Here is a 22,114-nt window from a genome sequence, read left to right on the forward strand (position 1 = left end):
ACCTCAGCCTGGGCATGAAAACGCCCCAAGAGGTACATGAAAAAGCCAGCCCCCATAAGGCGCTGGCTTCAACAAAAACCGTCAACGTATTTTAGGACGGGTCATTCGAATTGGTCGGGACGGCAGGATTTGAACCTGCGACCCCTTGCACCCCATGCAAGTGCGCTACCAAGCTGCGCTACGCCCCGAATCGCATCCGGACAGCCGGGTTCAGAAGCTGTGCTTCCGTGGCTTCCGGGCCAGAGTGGTTTCCCCCACTGGCTTAGCGGGAGCGAAGTCTACACTAGCCATTCTGAAAAATAAACACTCTGCGGCCGGCATTGGGTGGAATTTTGTATTGGCACATCCATAGCCATGACATTTCCGTAGCGAGCTGTAGAATCCCATGATTATCAACCAATTCTCTTTCTGAAACCGGATTCGGAGTTCGCTCTTGAAGATTTCCCGCTGGTCCATGCCGCTGCGTTACAGCGCGCTCGCGTTGAGTATTGCCGGCTTGTTGCTCTCGATCCCCCTGGCTTACTGGGCGACCGAGTTCCTGCTGCTGGGGGTGGTTTTTCTGGCACTGGTTGTGCTGGGGCTGCGGGACGTCTTTCAGCGGCAGCACACGGTCAGCCGGAACTATCCGATACTGGCTCACTTTCGCTATTTCCTGGAATCCATCGGCCCGGAAATCCGCCAGTACTTCATCCAGTCTGATACCGAGGAACGTCCTTTCTCCCGCGAGCAGAGAGCGCTCGTCTACCAGCGGGCCAAGAACGTGCTGGACAAGCGGCCTTTTGGCTCCCAGCTTGATATGGCCGGAGAGGGGTTTGAGTGGATGGACCATTCCATCCGACCGGTGGACATCAAGGATTCCGATTTCCGCATTACCATCGGGGCAGGGCGTGAGAAGCCCTATAGCGCCAGTGTGTTCAACATCTCAGCCATGAGTTTCGGTTCCCTTTCCGCCAACGCCATCCTGTCCCTGAACAAGGGCGCGAAGGCCGGCGGCTTCTATCACGACACGGGTGAAGGCTCCATTTCCCGCTACCACCGGGAGCCCGGTGGTGACCTGGTGTGGGAGATTGGTTCCGGATACTTCGGTTGTCGCAATGAGGACGGTACGTTCAGTGAAGAAAAGTTTACCGAGAATGCCACTCTCGACCAGGTGAAAATGATTGAGCTCAAACTATCCCAGGGTGCCAAACCGGGACACGGCGGTATCCTGCCCGGTGCCAAGGTCACGCCGGAAATTGCCGAGGCGAGGGGCGTTCCAGTAGCTGAGGATGTCGTGTCACCATCCCGCCACTCAGCCTTTTCCACGCCGGTGGAGTTGCTGGAGTTTATTGATCGGTTACGGGAGCTTTCCGGAGGCAAACCGGTGGGATTCAAGCTGGCCATTGGCCACCCCTGGGAATGGTTTGCCATCGTCAAGGCCATGCTGGAGACCGGGCGACACCCGGATTTTATTGTCGTCGACGGCGGTGAGGGCGGTACCGGGGCGGCGCCATTGGAGTTCATCAATCGCTTGGGTATGCCGCTGATTGAGGCCCTGCTGCTGGTTCACAATTCCCTGGTGGGAGCCAACCTCCGGGAGCACATCGCCATCGGGGCGGCAGGCAAGATCACCTCGGCGTTCAATATTGCGCGTATTCTGGCCCTGGGCGCGGACTGGTGCAACGCTGCGCGGGGTTACATGTTTGCCCTGGGCTGCATCCAGGCGATGAACTGTCATACCGGAAAGTGCCCCAGCGGCGTGGCAACCCAGGACAGTGTGCGCGGCAGCAAGCTGGATGTGGCTGACAAGAGTGTGCGTGTGGCGAACTTCCATCGCAACACCCTGGATGCGCTGGCAAACCTGCTTGGCGCAGCTGGCCTGAGCCACCCTTCGGAACTGGGGCCCGAGCATATTGTGAGGCGGGTCAGCAGGACCACGGTGCATTCGTACATGGATCTGTATTCGTTTCTCGAGCCGGGAGTACTGGTTGAAGGAGGGCAGACCCACCACTCAGTGTTCGAAAAATACTGGGACGACGCCCGTGCCGATAGCTTTGATCCCCCTGGCTTCATTCTCAAGCTTCGGGAATCCAAGATTCATTAAGTCCCACTTCTGGCAAAGGTATAAGTCTGTCGTCTATGCTGAGACGTATGAGTACCAGTACGTATAACGCTCGCACACTCGCTTAATCTCACATTAATTTTGCTGAGACTTTGATTCTTAGAGTTCAAAGCAATAGCATTGCGCTTGTGTAATGTTAGCGTGGCCTGCCGTTGGCTGGCTGCCACAGTTCACAGCTATAGGAGACTCCATAGTGGGTAACGTCGTTAAAGATGAATATCATACCGACTACGTGGTGGGGCAGGACAATGTCGCCAAGTTCGGTTTTGATATGCATAACATCGTGTTTCCGTTCACTGCGATACTGATTCTCGCGTTTGTTATCGGAACCCTGATTTTCCCTGAGGGAGCGGGGAATCTGCTTGCAGGCGCCAAAAATGGCGCCATCGCACTTTTTGACTGGGGCTTCCTGCTCAGTGCAAACCTGTTTGTTATTTTCTGCCTGGCGCTGATCTTCATGCCTGTGGGCAAGATCCGGATCGGTGGCGTTGACGCCAAACCCGAGTTTTCGCTGCTTTCCTGGTTCGCCATGCTGTTCGCTGCCGGTATGGGGATCGGCCTGATGTTCTGGGCTGTGGCAGAGCCTGCGGCCTATTACACCGACTGGTTTGGTACACCTCTTGGCGTTGAACCGAACACGCCTGAAGGTGCCAATCTGGCCATGGGTGCCACCATGTATCACTGGGGTCTGCATCCGTGGGCCATCTATGCTGTGGTCGGCCTTTCGCTCGCGTTTTTCACCTATAACAAGGGGCTGCCACTTACCATCCGCTCCGCGTTTTTCCCGATCCTGGGGGACAGGGTCTGGGGCTGGCCCGGCAATATTATCGATATTGTGGCCGTACTGGCGACCATCTTCGGGCTTGCCACCTCTCTTGGCTTCGGTGCCCAGCAGGCGGCCTCAGGGTTGAGTTTCCTGTTTCCGGAGACTATCGAGGGCGGCCTTAACGTCCAGATCGCCGTGATTGTAGGCGTGACGGCGATAGCGACAATTTCCGTTCTCCGGGGCATCCACGGTGGTGTCAAGCTGCTGAGCAATCTCAATATTTTCATTGCTGCCCTGTTGCTTCTGTTTGTTCTGTTTGTCGGCTCCACACTCTCTATTTTCCAGTGGATATGGCAAACGACGGCCTCATATGCCACCAATATGTTTTCACTGAGCAACCCGTTTGGCCGGGAAGACTCTACCTGGTTCCATGGCTGGACCGTGTTCTACTGGGCCTGGTGGATTTCCTGGTCACCGTTTGTGGGCATGTTCATCGCCCGCGTATCCAAGGGCCGTACCGTGCGCCAATTCGTGACAGCGGTGCTGATTGTTCCGACCGTTATCACGGTAGTATGGATGAGCGTGTTTGGTGGCAGTGGTATTGATCAGATTCAGAATGGCATAGGGGCACTGGCAGCGGAAGGTATTACGGACGAGTCTCTGGCCATGTTCCAGATGCTTGAGAACCTGCCTCTGGCAGCCATTACCTCGTTTATTGGTATTGTACTGGTACTGGTCTTCTTTGTGACGTCCTCAGACTCCGGGTCACTGGTGATCGACAGCATCACCTCTGGTGGCAAGATCGATGCGCCGAAAGGCCAGCGGGTTTTCTGGGCGGTTACTGAAGGTGCTATTGCCGGGGTACTGCTTTACATCGGTGGTGACCAGGCACTGAGTGCCCTGCAGGCCGGTGCAGTGAGTGTAGGTCTGCCCTTCACCTTTGTGCTGCTTGCAATGTGCTACAGCCTGTTCAAAGGTCTTAATCACGAGCGTGGGCTGCTGATCGCCGAAGGCAAAATGTAGCGATCGCGCTAAGTGAAAGACAGGCATAAACAAAAGGCCCCTCGCTGAGGGGCCTTTTGCGTTTCTGGTGGCTGGTTTTACCGGGCGCCGAAGGCGGTCATGGCATAGGCTGCGCGCTTTTCCGGCGTAAAATGCAGACGCTTGAGGGCTTCGATGTTTTCCAGGCGGGGCAACAACCCCTTGCCATTGGCCATCTGGATCGCCAACCCCGGGCGGGCGTTCAGCTCCAGCAGCAGGGGGCCTTCATTTTCGTCAAGCACCAGATCTACGCCGATGTATCCCAGGCCGGTGGCTTCGTAGCAGCGGGAGGCCATGATCAGCATGGTATCCCAGTCATCGATCTGGAGCTGGTTCATTGGCAGCCCGGTGTCCGGGTGCAACAGGATCTGGCGATTGAACTGCACGGCATTGAGGGCCTGCCCGGTGCCAATGTCCAGACCCACACCGACGGCGCCCTGGTGCAGGTTGGCCTTGCCGTCGGAGGCCCTGGTGGAAAGACGCAGCATGGCCATTACCGGGTAGCCCTGGAAGACCACAATGCGAATGTCGGGTACTCCCTGGAAGGAAAACTTCGAGAGCAGGGCAGTCGGGCGCACAAGGTCCTCGACAATGGCGACATCAGGCTTGCCGCCCAGGCTGTAGAGCCCGGCGAGGATGTTGCTCAGGTGCCGTTTCAGGTATTCCAGGGACAGGTGGGCCCCGGATGCCTTCACATACTGGTCATCACCTTCCCGGCGCTGAATGACGGTAATGCCCTTGCCGCCGGACCCCTTGGATGGTTTGATGGCGAACCCTTCCAGGTCAACGGCCATCTCGCTGAAGTGTCCGATTTCATGCTGCTGACGAACCACCTGTCGTAGCCGTGGGGTCTTGATGTCGTACTCTTCGGCCAGCAGTTTGGTCTTCAGCTTGTCATCCACCAGCGGGTAAGCGCTGCGGTCATTGTAGCGGGCAATGTAGCCCACATTGCGCTGGTTCATCCCCAGGATGCCAGCCTTGCGGAGCCGGAATGGCGATATCCAGGAGCTCATGAGAACTCCTTCACCGGATGGAAGCGCCGCAACTCCGTCAGCTTGTAACCGGTGTATTGTCCCATCAGCAGGATCAGCCCGAAGGTGACCAGGTGCAGCTCCGGGAAGTTGAATGTCAGGTGTCGCGCCAGCGGAGCGTCCATCAGCAGATAGGCCAGCACCGCCACGAACAGGCTGCCGGACCCCTGGATCAGTACCTCACGGGCACCGTCCTCCTCCCACAGGATAGACATGCGCTCGATGGTCCACGCCAGGATGACCATGGGGAAGAAAGTAACGGTCATGCCGGTATTGAAGCCCATCTGATAACCAATAATGCTGAAGCCGGCGGTGATGGCGATAACCAGGATGATCAGTGCCGATATTCGCGACACCAGTAACAGGTTGAGACTGGACAGATAGCCTCGCATCAGCAGGCCTACCGCGACCACGGACAGGAAGGCAATCAGCCCGGGCACCAGCGATGTCTGTACGAAGGCAACGGCGATAAGTACCGGCATGAAGGTGCCGGAGGTCCGCACGCCGATAATAATGCGCATAAAGGCAACCATCAGGGCCCCCAGCGGAAGCAACAGCAGCATGCGGAACATCCCCTGTTCCTCAATGGGCAGTTCGTACAGGCTGACCAGCCCCAGCCCGTTCTGCCCACCTTCGCGGGTGGCCAGCTGAAGCGCCGGTACCGTCTGCTGAAGCATGGAGAAGCTGATCTGGGAGTCTTCACCACCGACCACATCCAGCAGTGACAGGGCGTCCTGGCGCCACAGCAGTACGTCTTCGGGCAGGCCCTGCTGTCCGGTTTCCGGATGGAATGTCAGCCAGCGTTCGCCGTTATAGATCTGGAGGAAGGGACGCAGGGGTTGCAGGCGGCGGGCATCCTCAAGCTTCAGGCCATCCGCCACCCGGGCAGGAATGCCGGCGTGGTTGAGCATGCGCTGTAGCAGGGCGACGTAAGGTTCGTTGTTCAGCAGGAGAGCGATGTTCTGATCCGGGTCGTTGGCCTGCATCAGCTTGATCAGCTCGCGGGTCATGCTTTCCGGGCTTGCCGATTTGGCGGCCGCCCGTTCAAGCACCTCGGCCACCGCCGTTGCCTTGGGCTCTTCCCAGAAAACCGCCTCCGGTTGCGGTGCCTGGGATGGCGACTCGCTGTTGTCGGCGTCGTCAGGCGTCAACTGCACGTTGAAATAGAGGGTCTGGGGGCCATCGGCCTCGCGGATGCTCCATTCGGCCCTCAGGTCACCCGAGTCCTCAATCAGCGAAAAACCGTAACCGGGAGAGGCGGCCTGTTGGGACAGTACACGGAAGCCCGGCGGATTGTCTGGCACGTTCAGGCTGACCAGAACTTCGTTGCCGACTGCCTCGAAGTCAATGCGGGCTTCCACCATCCAGACCGGTTGCTGCTGTCCCGCCAGCCAGGGAATACCCAGTTGTACATGGCGAGCGGTGGCCAGTGCGATGCCGCCGGCGATAAACAGGAAAATGGCAAGATAGAAGGGATAACGGGAACGCTGTTTCAACACAAAGGCCCTCAGTTGCTGCCAATGGCACTGGTGCGTACGGACCGGGGCAGCTCGGTGCCATATTCCTTGCCCACATCAATCAGCATCACATCCCGCAGAATATTTCGACCAATCAGCAGCGAGTAGGTGAGATGGCCCCGGTCGGTGAGGGTAAACTCGGCCTTTTGCTCATGGTCGCCGATACGGAACTGCAGCTCGACCACCGCACGGCGCTCGTAATCCTCCTCGTTAGCCTGGATGATCCGGACATTGCGGACCACCTTTCGCTCCAGGGTTTCAAAGGTGTCGTCCTTACCGGGCACGGGGATGTCGAACCGTACCCATTCCTGGCCATCGCGCTCGAATCGCTGAACATTACGAGCGTCCATGGAGGAAGTTTCTGCGCCACTGTCGATACGGGCGTCGTAGATGAAATTGGGGCCGACGAGAAAGGCCTTTTCCACTTCGCCAACCACCAGCTTCCCCTTGACCCGGTCACTGGTGCCAGTATCCCGTGACTCGTCGTTTTCACAAGTGCGGGGCTTGGGAATGGGCGGGCATTTGGGAGGCTCCACCTGCTGCTGAATGGTGGCGATGATCCGTTGGGTGGCGTCGGTCTGAAGCTCTCTGAGCTCCTCATAATGCCTGTCACCGGTAACTTTCAGGTGGGTCAGGTCACCCTGCTGGCTGGCTACGGATTCCTGCAGGCCCTGCATCTCGTATCGTTTGACGAAGACCGTATCGGAGGCGCAACCGGAAAACAGGGCAGCCAGCGCGAGCAGGGCAGGCGCAAGCAGTTTGGATGTCGACAACATGGTATCTCTCTGACTGTCCGGGTCGCGCGGATTATACATGAACGGTCCCTCGTTCGAGTTTACGGTAACTTCACGATCGTAGCATCTCGGGTCTTTTCAGAGCCCGTTACCCGGTAATCACCGGTTACCAGGCCGATATCGGTCCGACCACAGCAGGCCGGAATTCGCGTATAGTACTGATAAATCGAGCCTACTGAAAACCAGCCGACAAATTGCGGGAGACAGAACGTCTTGAATCCGTCGTGGGAGCAGATTATCGAGCAGCCTGCCGTAGTGGCAATGGGTGTTGTACTTATTGTGCTTACCGCCTTGCTGCTACTGAGAGTCCGAATGCTGGGCAGACAACTTGCGTCAGAACAGCGCCGGCGCCAGGAGCTTGAGCAGGATCTGTCCCGTCACCAGCATGACCAGGAGTTGCAGCGTCAGCGCCTGGAGCAGGTCACCGACAGGGCCGAGGTACTCGCCAGGCGGGCGGGGGAGCTGGAAGAACGCACTGAACACTGGCGCGCAGAGTCCGCCAGCCTGCAACAGCGGGTTGCCACCCTGGAGGCCGAAAAACAGTCGGAAAGCGCCCGCGCGGATGGCTTGGGCCGGGAGCGTGACAATCTTCAGAGCCGTCGGGATGAATTGTCCCATGAACTCGAATCGGTGCGCATGACTCTGAGGGAGCGGGATGTGACCCTGGAGAAGGAGCGCAAGGCCACCACCGAAAAACTGGAGTTGCTCGAACGCAACCGGGATGCCCTGAAACAGGAGTTCGAGAACCTGGCCAACCGCATTTTTGAGCAGAAGAGCGAACGTTTCACCCAGCAGACCCGCACCAGCCTGGATACCCTGCTCAACCCGTTCCGGGACCAGCTACAGGATTTCCGGAAACGGGTGGAGGATGTCTATACAACGGAAACCAAAGACCGGCAGGCCCTGCGCAGCGAGATCAAATCGCTGCAGGACCTGAACCGTCAGATCACCGAGGAAGCGGCCAACCTGACCCGCGCCCTGAAAGGCGACAAAAAAATCCAGGGCAACTGGGGCGAACTGATCCTGGAGCGGGTGCTGGAGAAGTCCGGGCTGCGAAAGGGTGTGGAATACGATACCCAGGGTAGTTACCGGGACACCGATGGCCAGTTGTTGCGGCCGGACGTGGTGGTCCATCTGCCGGACAAGCGTAACCTGATCATCGATTCCAAGGTGTCACTGCTTGCCTACCAGCAATGGGTGACCGAAGAAGACGATGTGGAGCGCGAGAACCACCTGAAGGCCCACGTAGAGGCGGTGCGCCAGCATATCCGCAGCCTCAGCGAGAAGGACTACAGCCAGCTTAATGGCCTGCATTCGCCGGATTTCGTGTTGCTGTTCATGCCCATCGAGCCGGCATTTGTGGCGGCGTTCCAGCATGACGAGAACCTGTTCGCGGAAGCGTTCGAGAAAAAGATTATCGTAGTAACGCCAACCACTCTTTTGGCGACATTACGGACCATCGAGAACATCTGGCGATATGAACGCCAGAGCCAGAATGCCCGCAAGATTGCCGACCGGGCCAGTGCCGTCTATGACAAACTGCGGGTGTTTGTCGAGACGCTGGAAAGGATGGGTGGGCAGCTGCAGACAGTGCAGACCACTTACGACGGTGCCATGAACACCCTGACCCGGGGCCGTGGTAACCTGATTTCCCAGGCCAGCAAATTTGTGGAGCTGGGGGTGCGGGTGAAGAAGGAACTTCCGCGGACGATCACCGACCAGGCCGATGCCGGCGGCGAGGATGACGAGGTTGCAGCCGAACTGCCCCGGGAAGGGGAAGACGACAGCAATCAGGCAGGCACAGATGAGGAAAGCAATGATGTACTCAAGGAGTAAGTCGCCTTCAGCAAACCGTAAGTGTGGCCCGCTCATGGGGCTGGCTTTGGCCGGAAGCCTGCTGGTATCCGGCAGCGCTCTGGCATTGCCGGCCGAGCATGAAATCCAGCGGCTGATGCTGGCGGTGGAGGAATCTGTGGAAGCCGAGCGCTGGCGCGACGCGGCTGAGTACCTGAACCGGCTGCAACAGCTGGAAGGGCAGAAACCACCGGAGTACCTGTACTACCGGGGGCAGGTGATGGCCCGCTCCGAACACTACAATGAGGCCATGTCCGCGCTGGAAAACTATGTGGCAGGCACGGGGGCTGACGGCAAGTACTATACCGAGTCCCTCAAGCTGATCACCACGATTGAGCAGGCTCGGTCCGGTCAGGCCTCTGGCCGTGGTACCGCGGAAGCAGACCAGGAGCCGGTAGCGGAGATAGTCCTGGCCAATGGCGCAGGGCAGGATGGCGAGACCGTGGCCGGTAGTGACGCCAGTCGCCAGTCGCTGGTGAGACGGATGAACCGGATCTTTGATCGCGCCGGATGGCGCCGAAACCCCCGCCTGATCCGTGAAGGCAGTACCCCGGATGTGCACTATCAGGCCTCTGTCCACAATGGTGAGATACAGTTCCGGGAGAGCCGTAACCAGGAAGGTGGCGGGCGCAAGCTGACCACCCTGTTGTTACCGGTCTATGGTATCAGCCCGATGATTGAGTGGAGTTGCGAGAATGCCACCGAGTCCTGCTGGATCTATGATCCCCGGGACGGCTCCCGTTTCCTGCGACTGGGCAATGACCGGGATCAGGCCGAAGTCCTGGCGAATACCCTTGGTAGCCTGATCCGCAAGATGCAGGCCCCAAACAGCGGTTCCTGACGCGCTGAGCCAGTCAGAAACAGAAAAGGCGCCGAGTGATGGCGCCTTTTCTGACGGTGTCCGGGCTGGCGAATTGCTTCAGGAGAACGAGGAAAAGTCCGGCTTGCGCTTCTCCATGAATGCCTTGAAGGCTTCTGCCGCTTCGGGCGATTTCAGCCGCTCTCCGAAAAGCTCACCTTCTGCCAGCATTGCGTCCCGCAGCGCTGCGGTATTGCGACGGTTCAGCAAGCGCTTGGTGGCACGAATGGCTGCCGGGGGTTGGGCTGCCAACTGACGACAGGCGGCAAGCGCCTCTTCTTCCGTTGCGCCAGGTTCGCATACGCGATTGATCAGCCCCAGTTCCGCAGCCTTGGGGGCATCGAAACGGCCACCCAGCAACAACAGCTCTGCCGCGCGCACCCGGCCCAGCCATTCCGGTAGCAACAGGCTTGAGGCGCCTTCCGGGCACAGGCCAAGGTTGGCAAAGGGCATCTGGAAGGCAGTGGTGTTGCCGGCAAATACCAGGTCGCAATGCAACAGCATGGTGGTTCCTATGCCCACGGCGGGGCCGTTCACAGCCGCCACCACCGGCTTCTCGGCGGATGCCAGGCCAAACAGGAAGCGGCCAACCGGGGACGTTTCGAAATCGCCCACAGGTCCGGCGGCGAAATCGGACAGGTCGTTGCCTGCGGTAAAGCACTCCTCACTGCCGGTAATCAGCGTACAGCGTATGGAGTTGTCGTTCTCGGCGTTCTGGATGGCGTCCGCCAGGGCCGCGTACATGGCCTGGCTCAGGGCATTCTTGCGCTCAGGACGGTTCAACCGAAGAATCTGGACCTGATCCTGGATAGTTACGGAAACGTGTTCGCTCACGGGGGCTCCTTGAGTTGTTCTGGTGGGCACCGCAATGCCTGATAGTCGTTAGACTTTTGTCGTGACTCCGGATTAAACCCCATAACAGCAGCGGGATGCAAAGGTTGGCGCAGCCTGTATAAAATCTGGCCCTGCTGGTAAACTGTGCGCCGTTTTGCGGGGCGGTCGCCTCCCGGCGGCAGATCGATGCCCCCCACCCGAACAACCGGAAAACTGATGAGACGCCTATGACCACCGTAATCCGCCAGGACGACCTGATCGAAAGCGTAGCGGACGCGCTGCAGTTTATCTCCTATTACCATCCCAAGGACTTCATCCAGGGCGTGTACGAGGCCTATCAGCGGGAAGAGTCCCAGGCGGCCAAGGATGCCATGGCGCAGATTCTGATCAACTCCCGCATGTGCGCCCAGGGTCACCGTCCGCTTTGCCAGGACACCGGTATTGTCACCGTCTTCGTCAACATCGGCATGAACGTGAAGTTCGAGTGCGACCAGCCCCTGGACGACGTCATTAATGAAGGCGTGCGTCAGGCCTATACCCACCCCGACAACGTGCTGCGGGCCTCGATACTGGCAGACCCGGATGGCAAGCGTCAGAACACCGGTGACAACACCCCGGCCATCATCCACTACAAGATGGTGCCTGGCGACACGGTGGAGGTGCATGTCGCGGCCAAGGGGGGCGGCTCCGAGGCCAAGTCCAAGTTTGCCATGCTGAACCCGTCCGACTCGGTGGTGGATTGGGTGTTGAAGATGGTGCCCCAGATGGGCGCCGGCTGGTGCCCGCCGGGCATGTTGGGTATCGGCATTGGCGGTACCGCCGAGAAAGCCATGGAGATGGCCAAGGAATCCCTGCTGGACCCGATTGATATCCAGGACCTGAAGGAGCGCGGTGCCTCCAACCGTGCCGAGGAACTGCGTCTGGAACTGTTCGACAAGGTCAACGATCTGGGCATCGGCGCCCAGGGCCTGGGTGGCCTGACCACCGTGCTGGACGTGAAGGTGAAGGACTATCCCACCCACGCAGCCAACAAGCCGGTCGCCATTATTCCCAACTGTGCCGCCACCCGCCACGCGCACTTTGTGCTGGATGGCTCCGGTCCGGCCCTGCAGACTCCGCCGAGCCTGGACGACTGGCCGGAAATCACCTGGGAGGTGGGCGACAACGTTCGCCGCGTCAACCTGGACACCGTCACTCCGGACGACGTGAAGGACTGGCAGCCGGGCGAAACCGTACTGCTGTCCGGCAAGATGCTGACCGGCCGTGACGCCGCCCACAAGAAGATGGTGGATATGATCGAGAAGGGTGAGGAACTGCCGGTGGATCTCAAGGGCCGCTTTATCTACTACGTGGGCCCTGTGGACCCGGTACGTGAGGAAGTGGTTGGCCCGGCCGGTCCCACTACCGCCACTCGCATGGACAAGTTTACCCATACCATGCTGGAGAAGACCGGCCTGACCGGCATGATCGGCAAGGCGGAGCGCGGCCAGGTTGCCATCGATGCTATCCGCGAGTTTGGCGCCGTTTACCTGATGGCCGTTGGTGGCTCAGCCTACCTGGTGTCCAAGGCCATCAAGAAGGCCGAGGTGGTGGCTTTCCCGGAACTGGGGATGGAAGCCATCTACGAGTTCGAAGTGGAAGACATGCCGGTCACCGTGGCTGTGGATTCCCGCGGCAGTTCGGTACACCAGACCGGTCCGGCAGAGTGGCAGGAGAAGATCATCGCTGCCAAGGCTGTATGATCGTTCAGTCCCGCGCCTGAATGAAGGCCCCTCGCCCGCATGGGGGAGGGGCTTTCAAGACGGTTTTGTCGGTCAGTGAGCCCTGGCTTTCCTGTGTAGCGACAATCCCGCGAACGGATTGTTGAAACTGCTGCCTTCACCCTGAAGGACGGCTTCCGGGTGGCGCGCGCCCATAAGGCGTTTCATTTCCTCTTCATCCTGCTTCGGTACATCCACCATGACCAGATATTTGCCCGCCTCGATGTCATCGTGGAAGCGCCGGATGCGATAGTTTTCACTCTGGATGCCACCGAAGCCCGCCAGCCAGCCGCCGGCCACCACGGAAAAGGCAAACAGGGCTATCCATGCACCCATGGGAAAACTCAGACCGATGATCAGTGACAGGGTGCCAACCACGAGAACGCCCGCCAGCGCACCAATCAAAACGCCCCGTTCAACAAATCGTGGCAGGTCGGTGCGGTCCAGTATACTGGCGGTATGCAGATGATGGCGGAAGAGGCCTGCCTCGTCCTTACTGACGATATGAAACCGCCAGTCAGTGACTCCGTGCTTATGCAGGTCGTCAGAGATCTCATCCACGCTGTCGATGGAATCCACCAGATAGAACAATCGTTTCATGACCTGTCCTCCTCCCTTGTCGGGACGCTGTTCAGAAGATTCTACTATCAGTCTAGCGGCTGCAGCTGGTTGCTAAATGAACAATCTAGATCGGTTTGTGATATTAACAGTTTTAATATGAAACACATTATCTATGTATTGTAGTGGCTGGTTGCGTAAGCTGAATCAAATATGGAAGTTGAAGCAGGGTGTTGATATAAAACCGTTTTAAGAAACGCCAATATTGCTTCCGCTAAAACTGCGGTGGAGTATGGCAGAACCGTAACCTTAGCGAGAGTGTTCGCTGTGAACGTAACCTTGGCACCCTACGTCTATGAATGCTAACGTCATTCTTCTGTTTATAACGAGACTCACCCGGTAAGGAACAGACCGGATCATACGATATAAAAAGGGAATTTATGAGTGCTGATATTCTCAGACACCTGCCAGAGCTACGAGCTGATTCTGAAATCCGGATACTCACCGGCATGACTGGTTTTAATATGTACATGCAGGCGGAAGGGCGTGATCCGGAGGAGTTGATAAAGCCAAAGCTGATAGCAAACTCCCATTGGGATCACCTCCCGGAGAATGGCGCAAACTCGCTGAAACAGCCGCAGAATCGTCAATCTGTCCGCAAGGTTTTGACCTTGCCTATCGCATCCGAAGACAACGTGACCTCCCTTCTCAATACCAAACTGATGGGAGGCAGAAATTACCCAGTACTGACGGCTGTACTGGGGGCCGGTGTGGGCCTCGTCTCTGGCGGAGCATCGCTTTTGTTCAGTGCGGGTAGTACTGCACTTAGTGTGGCGAAGAAAAGCCAAAAGGTCCTGGCCCGTGCTGGGGATGAGCTCTGGAAGGTTGAAGAGATTGGTAAGGTAAAAGATGGCGCTTCTTTTAAAGTGGTCCATGTGTCGTCTTACTTTCTGGTGGATCCCTATAGAAAACCGGGTACCAGACACTCTTGGCTTATCCATGAAGAAAGAAAAGACCTGACCCTCTAGTAAAACTCAATTCAAATCCGTTATTTTTAAAGGTTGACTGGTGGTGAGAATAATACTGCTTTCCATGGGATTGGTAATTGGTTTGGCTGGCTGTGAGCGGTCTGCCGCGCAGGATGCTGAAGCTTATAATCGGTTATGTGAACTTTACGGCGAGGCGCAAAAAGACGGTCAGGAGGGGTTCGCTCGCGTGAACGCATTGGCGAACAGGGTTGAGAATGAACTCCCGGAAATCAATACGTTTTTTCAGTACCTATCTGAATTGCCTCCTGATGAGGCTTTTGCTTCATTGAAGGCAAAGGCCTCGAAGAAAGTGGGGCGTGACTGGGAATGCGAAGCAGCCAGGCAGTTCTACGCCCAGTGAGGGATCCGCGTTTTGTCTTGAGTGGTTGGCATACCCCGCCTTTTTCGTTTCCGATAGCTGCAGCATCGGTATATGGCTTGCCTTACCCTCAGGAAGAACAACTGATATCCATATGCTTGCCCCAGTCCGGCGGTAGTGCGGCATAATCCTCGAACTCCGGCTGCTCGTCGAAAGGGCGTTTCAACACTTCCAGTAAATCTGCCAGTGGCTGATCGTCCCCGGCCTGTGCCGCTTTAATAACCTTCTGTGCCAGATAATTCCGGAGGATGTACTTTGGATTGGTCTGGCGCATGTCCGCTTCCCGGTCCTCCGGTGATCGATTTTCCGACGACAACCGGTTCTGGTAACGGTCGAGCCATTCATCGGCCACCTGGCGATCCGTGAACAGATCCCTGACCGGGGCAGGCCCCCGGGAGGGCAGGGTGGACAACCCGCGGAAGAAGCGGGTGTAGTCGATGCTGTGTTCATGGAGCATGCTGAAGGTATCCATCACCAGGCTCAGGTCGTTGTTATCCGCCTGAGCCAGGCCGAGTTTTTGGCGCATCAGACTGACGAAGGCCTCATTGTAGGTGGTTTCATACTCGCGCATGCAGCGGCGAAGCTCGTCCTCGTTTATCAGCGATGTCAACGCATGGGCCAGGAACTGGCAGTTGATAAAGCCGATTTCCGGCTGCCGGTTATAGGCGTAGCGGCCGCCCTGATCGGTGTGATTGCAGATGTAGCGGGCGTCGAAGTCGTCAAGAAAGGCGTAAGGCCCATAGTCGAAGGTATCGCCGATGATGGACATGTTGTCGGAGTTCATCACCCCATGACAGAAACCAACGCCCTGCCAACGGGCAATGGTGCGGGCGGTGCGGCGGATTACTTCGACAAAGAAAGCCGGATAGCGCTCGTTGTCCGGGAGGGCTTCCAGGTCCGGAAAGTGGTGGTGAATGGTGTGGTCCGCCAGGGTTTTCACCGCATCAGGCCCGAGGTGGTGGGCCGCGTATTCGAAGTGCCCAAAGCGGATGTGGGTGTCTGCCACCCGTACCAGTGCGGCTGCGGTTTCGATGGTCTCCCGCCGTACCGGTTCCGTGGACGACACCAGGAACAGCGATCGGGTAGAAGGAATGCCCAGGTAGTGCATGGCCTCCCCGCAGAGGTATTCACGGATGGTGGAGCGCAATACCGCGCGGCCATCACCAAAACGGGAGTAGGGGGTCTGGCCGGCGCCCTTCAGGTGCCAGTCCCGCACCCGTCCGTCCGGCCCTTCGGTTTCCCAGAGCAGCAGGCCCCGGCCGTCCCCCAGGTCCGGGTTGTACATGCCGAACTGATGGCCCGTGTACTTCATGGCTACCGGTGTCATGCCTTCAGGCAGCGCGCGACCGGCACCGATATCGGCCCACTCTTCCGGTGCCGCCGCTGACAGTCCCATGTCATGGGCCAGCTCTTTATTGACGTGCACCAGCCGGATGTCGCCCCTTAATGGCGTAGGATGGACGTGGCTGTAGAAAGTGTCCGGCAGCTCCAGGTAGCGTTGCCGGGTGGTGATATTGCTGAAGTAAGCCATGGGGTTTAACCGCCAGCCTGCTGGCCGGGGGCCATTCTGCTCCTATACTGATATCGAATGATCTGCCGGAGGGACGCCTGTCGCTGGTACGGAACCTGCACTGATCCCTTCAACGTGAGCACCTGGAGCCAAAGCCATGCCCAATACCGACATTGATGACGCCCTCGAAGCCCTGATGACCCAGCATCAGTTGCCGCCGGAGTACCGACGCACGGTACGGGATGTGCTCGAGCCCCTGGCTCTGTCACTGTATCAGGCCAGCAAGCACGCGGACACACCTCTGGTGGTGGGTATCCATGGGGCCCAGGGAACCGGCAAATCCACGCTGACGGATTTTCTGCGGGTCATGCTGGCCTATCGTTACAAATGCCCCACGGCCAGCCTGTCCCTGGATGACATTTATTGCACCCGCGAGGACCGGTCAGAACTGGCGCAGGAGGTTCACCCGCTGCTGATTACCCGTGGCGTTCCGGGAACCCACGACCTTGAGCTGGGCAACCGGGTGATCGACAGGCTGCTCCAGGCAAACGCTGGTTCACGCACGGCCATGCCCACCTTCAACAAGGCACTGGATGACCGAGAGCCTGAAGAGAACTGGCCGCTGTTCATTGGCCACCCGGACATTATCCTGTTGGAAGGGTGGTGCCTGGGCGCCCGGCCGGAATCCGATGAAGCCCTGGAGCGTCCACTGAATTCCCTGGAGGAAAACGATGATCGGGACGGCCGCTGGCGCCGCTACGTGAACGAGCAGTTACGGGGCCCGTACCGGGCTTTCTTCGAGCGGCTGGATTTACTGATCATGCTGAAAGCCCCCTCGATGGAGGCTGTGAAGCGCTGGCGCATCGAGCAGGAGCGCAAGCTGGCGGAGCGCTACCAGAGTGCCCCAAAAGTGGGCGAGAACGCCGGGCGTCCTGCACCGGAAGTGCGCATCATGAGTGAGCAGGAGCTGGACCGGTTCGTCATGCACTACGAACGGATCACCCGCCACTGCCTGGCCGAGATGCCTGAACGTGCCGATGTGCTGCTCAAGCTGGATGAAGACCACAACCTGACTCAGGTCTAGCGTATATGTCCAAGCCGCGCCTGATCCTGTTCAGTGATCTTGATGGCACCCTGCTGGACCACGACACCTACGACTGGCGCCCGGCCCGCCCGGCATTGCAGCGTCTGGATGCTCTGGGCATTCCCCTGGTACTCAACTCGAGCAAGACCGGGCCGGAAATACGGGCATTGCGGCAGCAGCTCGATAACGGCCACCCTTACATCGTGGAGAATGGCGCTGGCGTGGTCATACCGGCGGGTTATTTTGGCGCTGGCCCAGAGGAGGTGATTACCACCGGCGCGTCCCGCGCCTCGATCCTTGAGACACTGGGCGTCCTGAAGGCCAGGGGCTATCGGTTTACCGGGTTTGCGGACCTGTCACCTGCCCAGCTGGCGAGGCTGACCGGGCTCGACGAGGAGTCGGCCAGAAGGGCGGCGGACCGTATTGGTACCGAACCCCTCCAGTGGCAGGGCACGGCCGCGGAACTGGAGCGTTTTCGCCGTGACCTGTCAGACAGGGGGCTGGTCCTGCAGCAGGGAGGTCGCTTCCTGCATGTGATGGGCCAGTTCGACAAGGCCGACGGCATGGTTCAGCTGATGCAGCGATACCGCGCCCAGACCCCGCACTATCGATGTGTTGCCGTTGCCCTGGGGGATAGCCCGAACGATCAGGCAATGCTCGCTGGCGCGGACCTTGCAATCATCATCGCAGGCGAGAACGCCGGCCGGATCCAGCTACCGTCGTCACATCCGGTGATCCGCTCTGCTGAGCCGGGGCCGGTCGGCTGGAACCGCTGCGTGCTGGAGGTTCTTTCCCGGTACGGCTACAGCTGAAGCCGGGATGAATACGGTTTCCGGCAGTTATCCGAACATTCAAGGAGAGTCCCTATGGGGGATTTTTACCAGAACGGCATCGTTACCACCCTTCATAACCTGACACGCCGACCCGTTGAGGATCTGGAGCAGGAGCTGGTCGGGTTCAGCAAGACCCGCCCAATGGCGCTGGTATTGCCCTCGCTTTATTCGGAGCTGGAAGGCCCGGCACTGGCCAATATCGTGCAGGAGCTGAAGGCGGTGCCCTACCTTGAGGAGATCGTCATTGGCCTGGACCGTGCCAGTGAAGAGCAATACCGTCACGCCATGGCCTATTTCTCGGAGCTGCCCCAGAACGTCAAGGTACTCTGGAACGACGGCCCGCGCCTGCGGGGGATTGACCTGAAACTGCGGGAGCAGGGACTGGCGCCCACCGAGATGGGCAAGGGGCGCAACGTCTGGTACTGCTTCGGCTACGTATTGGCGTCGGGGCGCAGCCGGTCCGTCGCCCTGCATGACTGCGACATCCTGACCTATTCCCGCGATATGCTGGCGCGGCTGATCTATCCGGTGGCCAACCCGGCGTTCAATTACATGTTCTGTAAGGGCTACTACGCCCGTGTCGCCGACGGCAGCATGAACGGCCGGGTGAGCCGGCTGCTGGTGACGCCGCTGTTGAGGGCCCTGAAAAAGGTCTGTGGCCAGCGGGAGTTCCTGGACTACATGGACAGCTTCCGCTACCCGCTGGCGGGGGAATTCTCCCTGCGCCGGGACGTCATCAGCGACCTGCGGATCCCCAGTGACTGGGGGCTGGAAATCGGCGTGCTCTCCGAGATGCGCCGAAACTACGCCACCAACCGTCTGTGTCAGGTGGATATCGCGGACAACTACGACCACAAGCACCAGGAGCTGTCGCCGGAGGATGCCAGCAAGGGTCTGTCGAAGATGAGCATGGATATCTGCAAGGCCCTGTTCCGCAAGCTGGCGACCAATGGCGAGGTGCTCTCCACCGAGGAGTTCCGCACCATCAAGGCCACCTATTACCGGATTGCCCTGGATTTTATTGAAACCTATCAGGCCGATGCCCTGATCAACGGCCTGACCATTGACCGTCATAGCGAGGAGCAGGCCGTGGAGATGTTTGCCCGCAATGTCATGGAAGCCGGCAATTATTTCCTGGATAACCCCATGGACGCACCTTTTATTCCCAGCTGGAGCCGGGTAGTCAGTGCCTTGCCCGACCTGATGTCGGAGATGGCGGAAGCGGTGGAACTGGATAACCGGGAATATGCTCCATGAGTGACGTGTTGATACAGAAACTGACTGGCATGCTGGAACAGGTGTATCCCGCCCTGAATACCAGCTGGCTGGCCACCGAGCTGCTGGAGGCCATGGGGCTCGAGGACGACAGCCCCGGGCCGCCGCCCCACCGGAACAACTGGGACGAGTCTGACATTCTGCTTATTACCTACGGGGACTCCGTGCAGGCGCCGGGGGAGAAACCGCTGCATACCCTGAAGCGGTTCCTGGATGACTGCCTCAAGGGCACGGTCAATGCGGTTCATGTGTTGCCCTTTTTTCCCTATAGCTCGGACGACGGCTTCTCGGTTATGGACTATCGCCAGGTCAATGAGTCGCTGGGAGAGTGGGACGACATCCGTGATATCGCATCGGGTTACAAACTGATGGCGGACCTGGTGGTCAATCACATGTCTGCCCGCAGTCGCTGGTTCGAGAACTTCCGGCGCAGGGAACACCCGGGCAAAGACTACTTTTTCGAGGCGGACCCGGGTCTGGATCTGAGCGGAGTGGTGCGGCCCCGGACGTCCCGGCTGCTGGTCCCGGTACAGACCGAAGACGGCGAACGCCATGTCTGGTGCACCTTCAGTGAGGATCAGGTAGACCTGAATTTTGCCAACCCCCAGGTGCTGTTGGAGTTCGTGCAGATTATCCGGTTCTACCTGGAGCAGGGTGTGCGCATCTTCCGGCTGGATGCGGTGGCCTACCTGTGGAAGGAGCCGGGCACCCCCTGCATCCACCTGCAGCAGACCCACGAGCTGATCAAGATCATGCGCCTGCTGGTGGAGCACCACACACCGGAGGCCACCCTGATCACCGAAACCAACGTGCCCAATCGCGAGAACCTGACCTATTTTGGCAACGCCAACGAAGCCCATGTCATCTATAACTTCTCGTTGCCGCCGTTGCTGATCAACACCCTGGTCAGTGGTAACAGCCGGCACCTGAAAACCTGGCTGATGAGCATGCCGCCGGCCCAGATGGGCACCACCTACCTGAACTTTATAGCCTCCCATGATGGCGTTGGCCTGCGGCCGACGGATGGTCTGCTGAGTGAGGAGGAGAAAGAGGCGCTGATCCGGAGTATGGAAACCTTTGGCGGCAAGGTGTCCTATCGCCGGCTTGGCAACGGCGACAGCCAGCCCTATGAGATCAATATCTCCCTGTGGGATGCGCTCAAGGGCACCGAGGAGCATGGCCCGGATCAGTGGCAGTTGCCGCGTTTCCTTTGTGCCCATGCCATCATGCTGGCCCTGGAAGGTATTCCGGCGTTTTACATCCACAGCCTGCTGGGCACCGGTAATGACTATGCCCGCATGGAACACACCGGCCGCCTGCGCTCCATCAACCGTGGCCAGTGGGACATCGACAAGCTGGAGACGGAGCTGGAAAACCCGTTGAGCCATCACTGCCAGGTGTTCACCCAGTTGACCCGGCTGATCAACATCCGCCGGGCCCAGCCGGCGTTCCATCCCAATGCCACCCAGTTCACCCTGCACCTGGGCCTGAAAATTTTCGGGTTCTGGCGGCAGAGCATGCGCCGGGACCAGTCGATTTTCTGCATCCATAACATCACCGACGAGGTGCAGCAGGTATCCCTGGCGGACATCAACCTGATCGGCACCGACCACTGGCGGGACCTGATCAGCGGGGACCCTGTTGAAGACCTGTCCGGATGCCTGACGCTGAAGCCCTACCAGGTGGTGTGGCTGGCAAACCGCTAGCCGTTACGTCCCTGCGCATAGCTTGCCACGGCGCGACATTTACCGGTTTCATGAATACACTGGGGCGCTGTTCCAGACGACAGGCGCTCCTATGGCTGATCAAAAACGCATCCTGCTACTGTCCGGCTATGACGCTGGCAGTCACCGTCGCTGGCGGGAGCAGCTGGTGGCCGCCCTGCCGGAATTCCAGTGGCAGACGCTGGCCCTGCCACCGCGATTCTTCCGCTGGCGCATCCGGGGCAATCCCCTGAGCTGGCTGGGCGACCCCGTGTTGCAGGAGCCTTGGGACCTGATCGTGGCCACGTCCATGGTGGACCTGGCCACGCTCAAAGGACTGAATCCGAACCTGGCCCGCACCCCGGCCCTGCTGTACATGCACGAAAACCAGTTCGCCTACCCGGATTCCGGTCGCCAGCATTCCAGCGCTGAGCCGGCCATGGTGAACCTGTACAGCGCACTGGCGGCGGATAGGGTGCTGTTCAACAGTGCCTGGAACCGGGACAGCTTCCTGGACGGTGCCTATCGGTTTATCGACCGCATGCCGGATCGGTTGCCTCCGGATATGACCCATGGCATCCGTGAGAAGTCCCATGTGCTTCCGGTTCCCATTGAGGACCGGCTATACGTTTCCCGATCTCAGCCACTGGATCTGACCCACCCCCACCTCTTGTGGAACCACCGCTGGGAATACGACAAGGGGCCGGAGCGCCTGTTGGCTCTGTTAAGGGAGCTGAAGCGCCGGCAGCAGTCTTTCCGGCTGAGTGTGGTGGGGGAGCAATTCCGTCGACAGCCACCAGCATTCGGGCAGATCCGGGAAGAGCTCGGGCAGCAGATCGTCTGCTGGGGCTTTCAGGACAGCCGGGAGGACTACGATCGGCTGCTGGCCACGGCCGATGTGGTGATCAGTACGGCGACCCACGATTTCCAGGGGCTGGCAATGCTGGAGGCCATGGCGTCGGGTTGTCTTCCCCTGGCTCCGCGCCGTCTGGCGTATCCGGAATATGTGCCTGCGGCACAGTGCTACGCCAGCCTGGTGGAAGATGCTGCCGCAGAAGCCGCAGCTGCGGCGGACGGCCTACAAACCCTGCTGCATCAGCGGCCAGCGCCCGTGGCCCCTGATGCATGGCGACTGTCACGGCTGGTGGCTGACTACCGGCGTCATATCCTGGAAGTGGCAGGTTAGT

General features: G+C 59.0%; 18 protein-coding genes and 1 tRNA gene. 12 read left to right on the plus strand and 7 right to left on the minus strand.

Features of this window, described 5'->3' with window-relative positions; all coding sequences use genetic code 11:
• Positions 1 to 111: 111 nt before the first annotated feature.
• Positions 112 to 188 (minus strand) — tRNA-Pro (locus ACFOZ5_RS14335).
• A gap of 266 nt (positions 189 to 454) precedes the next feature.
• On the opposite strand from ACFOZ5_RS14335, the gene ACFOZ5_RS14340 reads away from it, so the two are divergent.
• Together ACFOZ5_RS14340 and ACFOZ5_RS14345 are read left to right on the plus strand one after the other, a co-directional pair.
• Entirely contained in the window at positions 455 to 2,083 is a 1,629-nt protein-coding gene (locus ACFOZ5_RS14340; protein WP_379888554.1) for an FMN-binding glutamate synthase family protein, read from the plus strand.
• Positions 2,084 to 2,294: 211 nt separating this feature from the next.
• Positions 2,295 to 3,890 (plus strand): BCCT family transporter, encoded by a 1,596-nt coding sequence (locus ACFOZ5_RS14345; RefSeq protein WP_379888488.1) that lies wholly within the window; start codon positions 2,295 to 2,297, stop codon positions 3,888 to 3,890.
• A gap of 77 nt (positions 3,891 to 3,967) precedes the next feature.
• Here ACFOZ5_RS14345 and ACFOZ5_RS14350 read toward each other — a convergent pair whose 3' ends face one another.
• From ACFOZ5_RS14350 to ACFOZ5_RS14360, 3 genes are read right to left on the minus strand one after another with little or no spacing between them, the layout of a single operon-like run.
• Entirely contained in the window at positions 3,968 to 4,921 is a 954-nt protein-coding gene (locus tag ACFOZ5_RS14350) for an alpha-L-glutamate ligase-like protein (RefSeq protein ID WP_379888490.1), read from the minus strand.
• The gene (locus ACFOZ5_RS14355) at positions 4,918 to 6,435 is read right to left on the minus strand and encodes an inactive transglutaminase family protein (RefSeq protein ID WP_379888492.1); all 1,518 of its coding nucleotides are present in this window, start codon (positions 6,433 to 6,435) and stop codon (positions 4,918 to 4,920) included. The genes ACFOZ5_RS14350 and ACFOZ5_RS14355 overlap by 4 nt, the downstream gene beginning before the upstream one ends.
• 11 nt (positions 6,436 to 6,446) lie before the next feature.
• The gene (locus ACFOZ5_RS14360) at positions 6,447 to 7,232 is read right to left on the minus strand and encodes an ATP-dependent zinc protease family protein (protein WP_379888494.1); all 786 of its coding nucleotides are present in this window, start codon (positions 7,230 to 7,232) and stop codon (positions 6,447 to 6,449) included.
• Positions 7,233 to 7,511: 279 nt separating this feature from the next.
• Between ACFOZ5_RS14360 and rmuC the strand changes: the two genes are divergently transcribed.
• Together rmuC and ACFOZ5_RS14370 are read left to right on the plus strand one after the other, a co-directional pair.
• A complete protein-coding gene (rmuC, locus tag ACFOZ5_RS14365; protein ID WP_379888556.1) occupies positions 7,512 to 9,086 on the plus strand; it encodes a DNA recombination protein RmuC in 1,575 nt (524 codons plus the stop codon).
• 34 nt (positions 9,087 to 9,120) lie between these two features.
• Positions 9,121 to 9,945 (plus strand): hypothetical protein, encoded by an 825-nt coding sequence (locus ACFOZ5_RS14370; protein ID WP_379888496.1) that lies wholly within the window; start codon positions 9,121 to 9,123, stop codon positions 9,943 to 9,945.
• Positions 9,946 to 10,023: 78 nt separating this feature from the next.
• On the opposite strand, the gene ACFOZ5_RS14375 is transcribed toward ACFOZ5_RS14370, so the two are convergent.
• Entirely contained in the window at positions 10,024 to 10,797 is a 774-nt protein-coding gene (locus ACFOZ5_RS14375) for an enoyl-CoA hydratase (RefSeq protein WP_379888498.1), read from the minus strand.
• A gap of 227 nt (positions 10,798 to 11,024) precedes the next feature.
• Between ACFOZ5_RS14375 and ACFOZ5_RS14380 the strand changes: the two genes are divergently transcribed.
• Positions 11,025 to 12,539: a fumarate hydratase gene (locus ACFOZ5_RS14380; RefSeq protein ID WP_379888500.1), complete on the plus strand. Its 1,515-nt coding sequence runs from the start codon at positions 11,025 to 11,027 to the stop codon at positions 12,537 to 12,539.
• A 72-nt stretch (positions 12,540 to 12,611) separates the two neighbouring features.
• On the opposite strand, the gene ACFOZ5_RS14385 is transcribed toward ACFOZ5_RS14380, so the two are convergent.
• Entirely contained in the window at positions 12,612 to 13,157 is a 546-nt protein-coding gene (locus ACFOZ5_RS14385; RefSeq protein WP_379888502.1) for a hypothetical protein, read from the minus strand.
• A gap of 398 nt (positions 13,158 to 13,555) precedes the next feature.
• On the opposite strand from ACFOZ5_RS14385, the gene ACFOZ5_RS14390 reads away from it, so the two are divergent.
• Both ACFOZ5_RS14390 and ACFOZ5_RS14395 read left to right on the plus strand, forming a co-directional pair.
• Complete coding sequence (locus ACFOZ5_RS14390; protein WP_379888504.1) at positions 13,556 to 14,143, plus strand: hypothetical protein; 588 nt, start codon at positions 13,556 to 13,558, stop codon at positions 14,141 to 14,143.
• 43 nt (positions 14,144 to 14,186) lie between these two features.
• Positions 14,187 to 14,504 carry a hypothetical protein gene (locus ACFOZ5_RS14395; protein ID WP_379888506.1) on the plus strand — a complete coding sequence of 106 codons (318 nt, stop codon included), beginning with the start codon at positions 14,187 to 14,189 and terminating at the stop codon, positions 14,502 to 14,504.
• A gap of 88 nt (positions 14,505 to 14,592) precedes the next feature.
• Here ACFOZ5_RS14395 and ACFOZ5_RS14400 read toward each other — a convergent pair whose 3' ends face one another.
• Positions 14,593 to 16,053, minus strand: coding sequence for a protein adenylyltransferase SelO (locus tag ACFOZ5_RS14400; RefSeq protein WP_379888508.1), 1,461 nt, complete (start codon positions 16,051 to 16,053; stop codon positions 14,593 to 14,595).
• A gap of 136 nt (positions 16,054 to 16,189) precedes the next feature.
• Between ACFOZ5_RS14400 and ACFOZ5_RS14405 the strand changes: the two genes are divergently transcribed.
• The 5 genes from ACFOZ5_RS14405 (at position 16,190) to ACFOZ5_RS14425 (ending at position 22,113) form a co-directional block, all read left to right on the plus strand.
• Positions 16,190 to 17,116, plus strand: a complete 927-nt coding sequence (locus ACFOZ5_RS14405; protein WP_379888510.1) for a hypothetical protein — start codon at positions 16,190 to 16,192, stop codon at positions 17,114 to 17,116.
• 5 nt (positions 17,117 to 17,121) lie between these two features.
• Positions 17,122 to 17,928, plus strand: a complete 807-nt coding sequence (locus tag ACFOZ5_RS14410; RefSeq protein WP_379888512.1) for an HAD-IIB family hydrolase — start codon at positions 17,122 to 17,124, stop codon at positions 17,926 to 17,928.
• 54 nt (positions 17,929 to 17,982) lie between these two features.
• The gene (locus tag ACFOZ5_RS14415) at positions 17,983 to 19,206 is read left to right on the plus strand and encodes a glycosyl transferase (RefSeq protein ID WP_379888514.1); all 1,224 of its coding nucleotides are present in this window, start codon (positions 17,983 to 17,985) and stop codon (positions 19,204 to 19,206) included.
• Entirely contained in the window at positions 19,203 to 20,930 is a 1,728-nt protein-coding gene (locus tag ACFOZ5_RS14420; RefSeq protein ID WP_379888515.1) for a sugar phosphorylase, read from the plus strand. The genes ACFOZ5_RS14415 and ACFOZ5_RS14420 overlap by 4 nt, the downstream gene beginning before the upstream one ends.
• A 91-nt stretch (positions 20,931 to 21,021) precedes the next feature.
• Entirely contained in the window at positions 21,022 to 22,113 is a 1,092-nt protein-coding gene (locus ACFOZ5_RS14425; RefSeq protein ID WP_379888517.1) for a tRNA-queuosine alpha-mannosyltransferase domain-containing protein, read from the plus strand.
• The last annotated feature ends 1 nt before the right edge of the window (position 22,114 follow it).

Origin of the sequence: Marinobacter lacisalsi (assembly GCF_042651045.1) — a bacterium.
GTDB lineage: Bacteria > Pseudomonadota > Gammaproteobacteria > Pseudomonadales > Oleiphilaceae > Marinobacter > Marinobacter lacisalsi.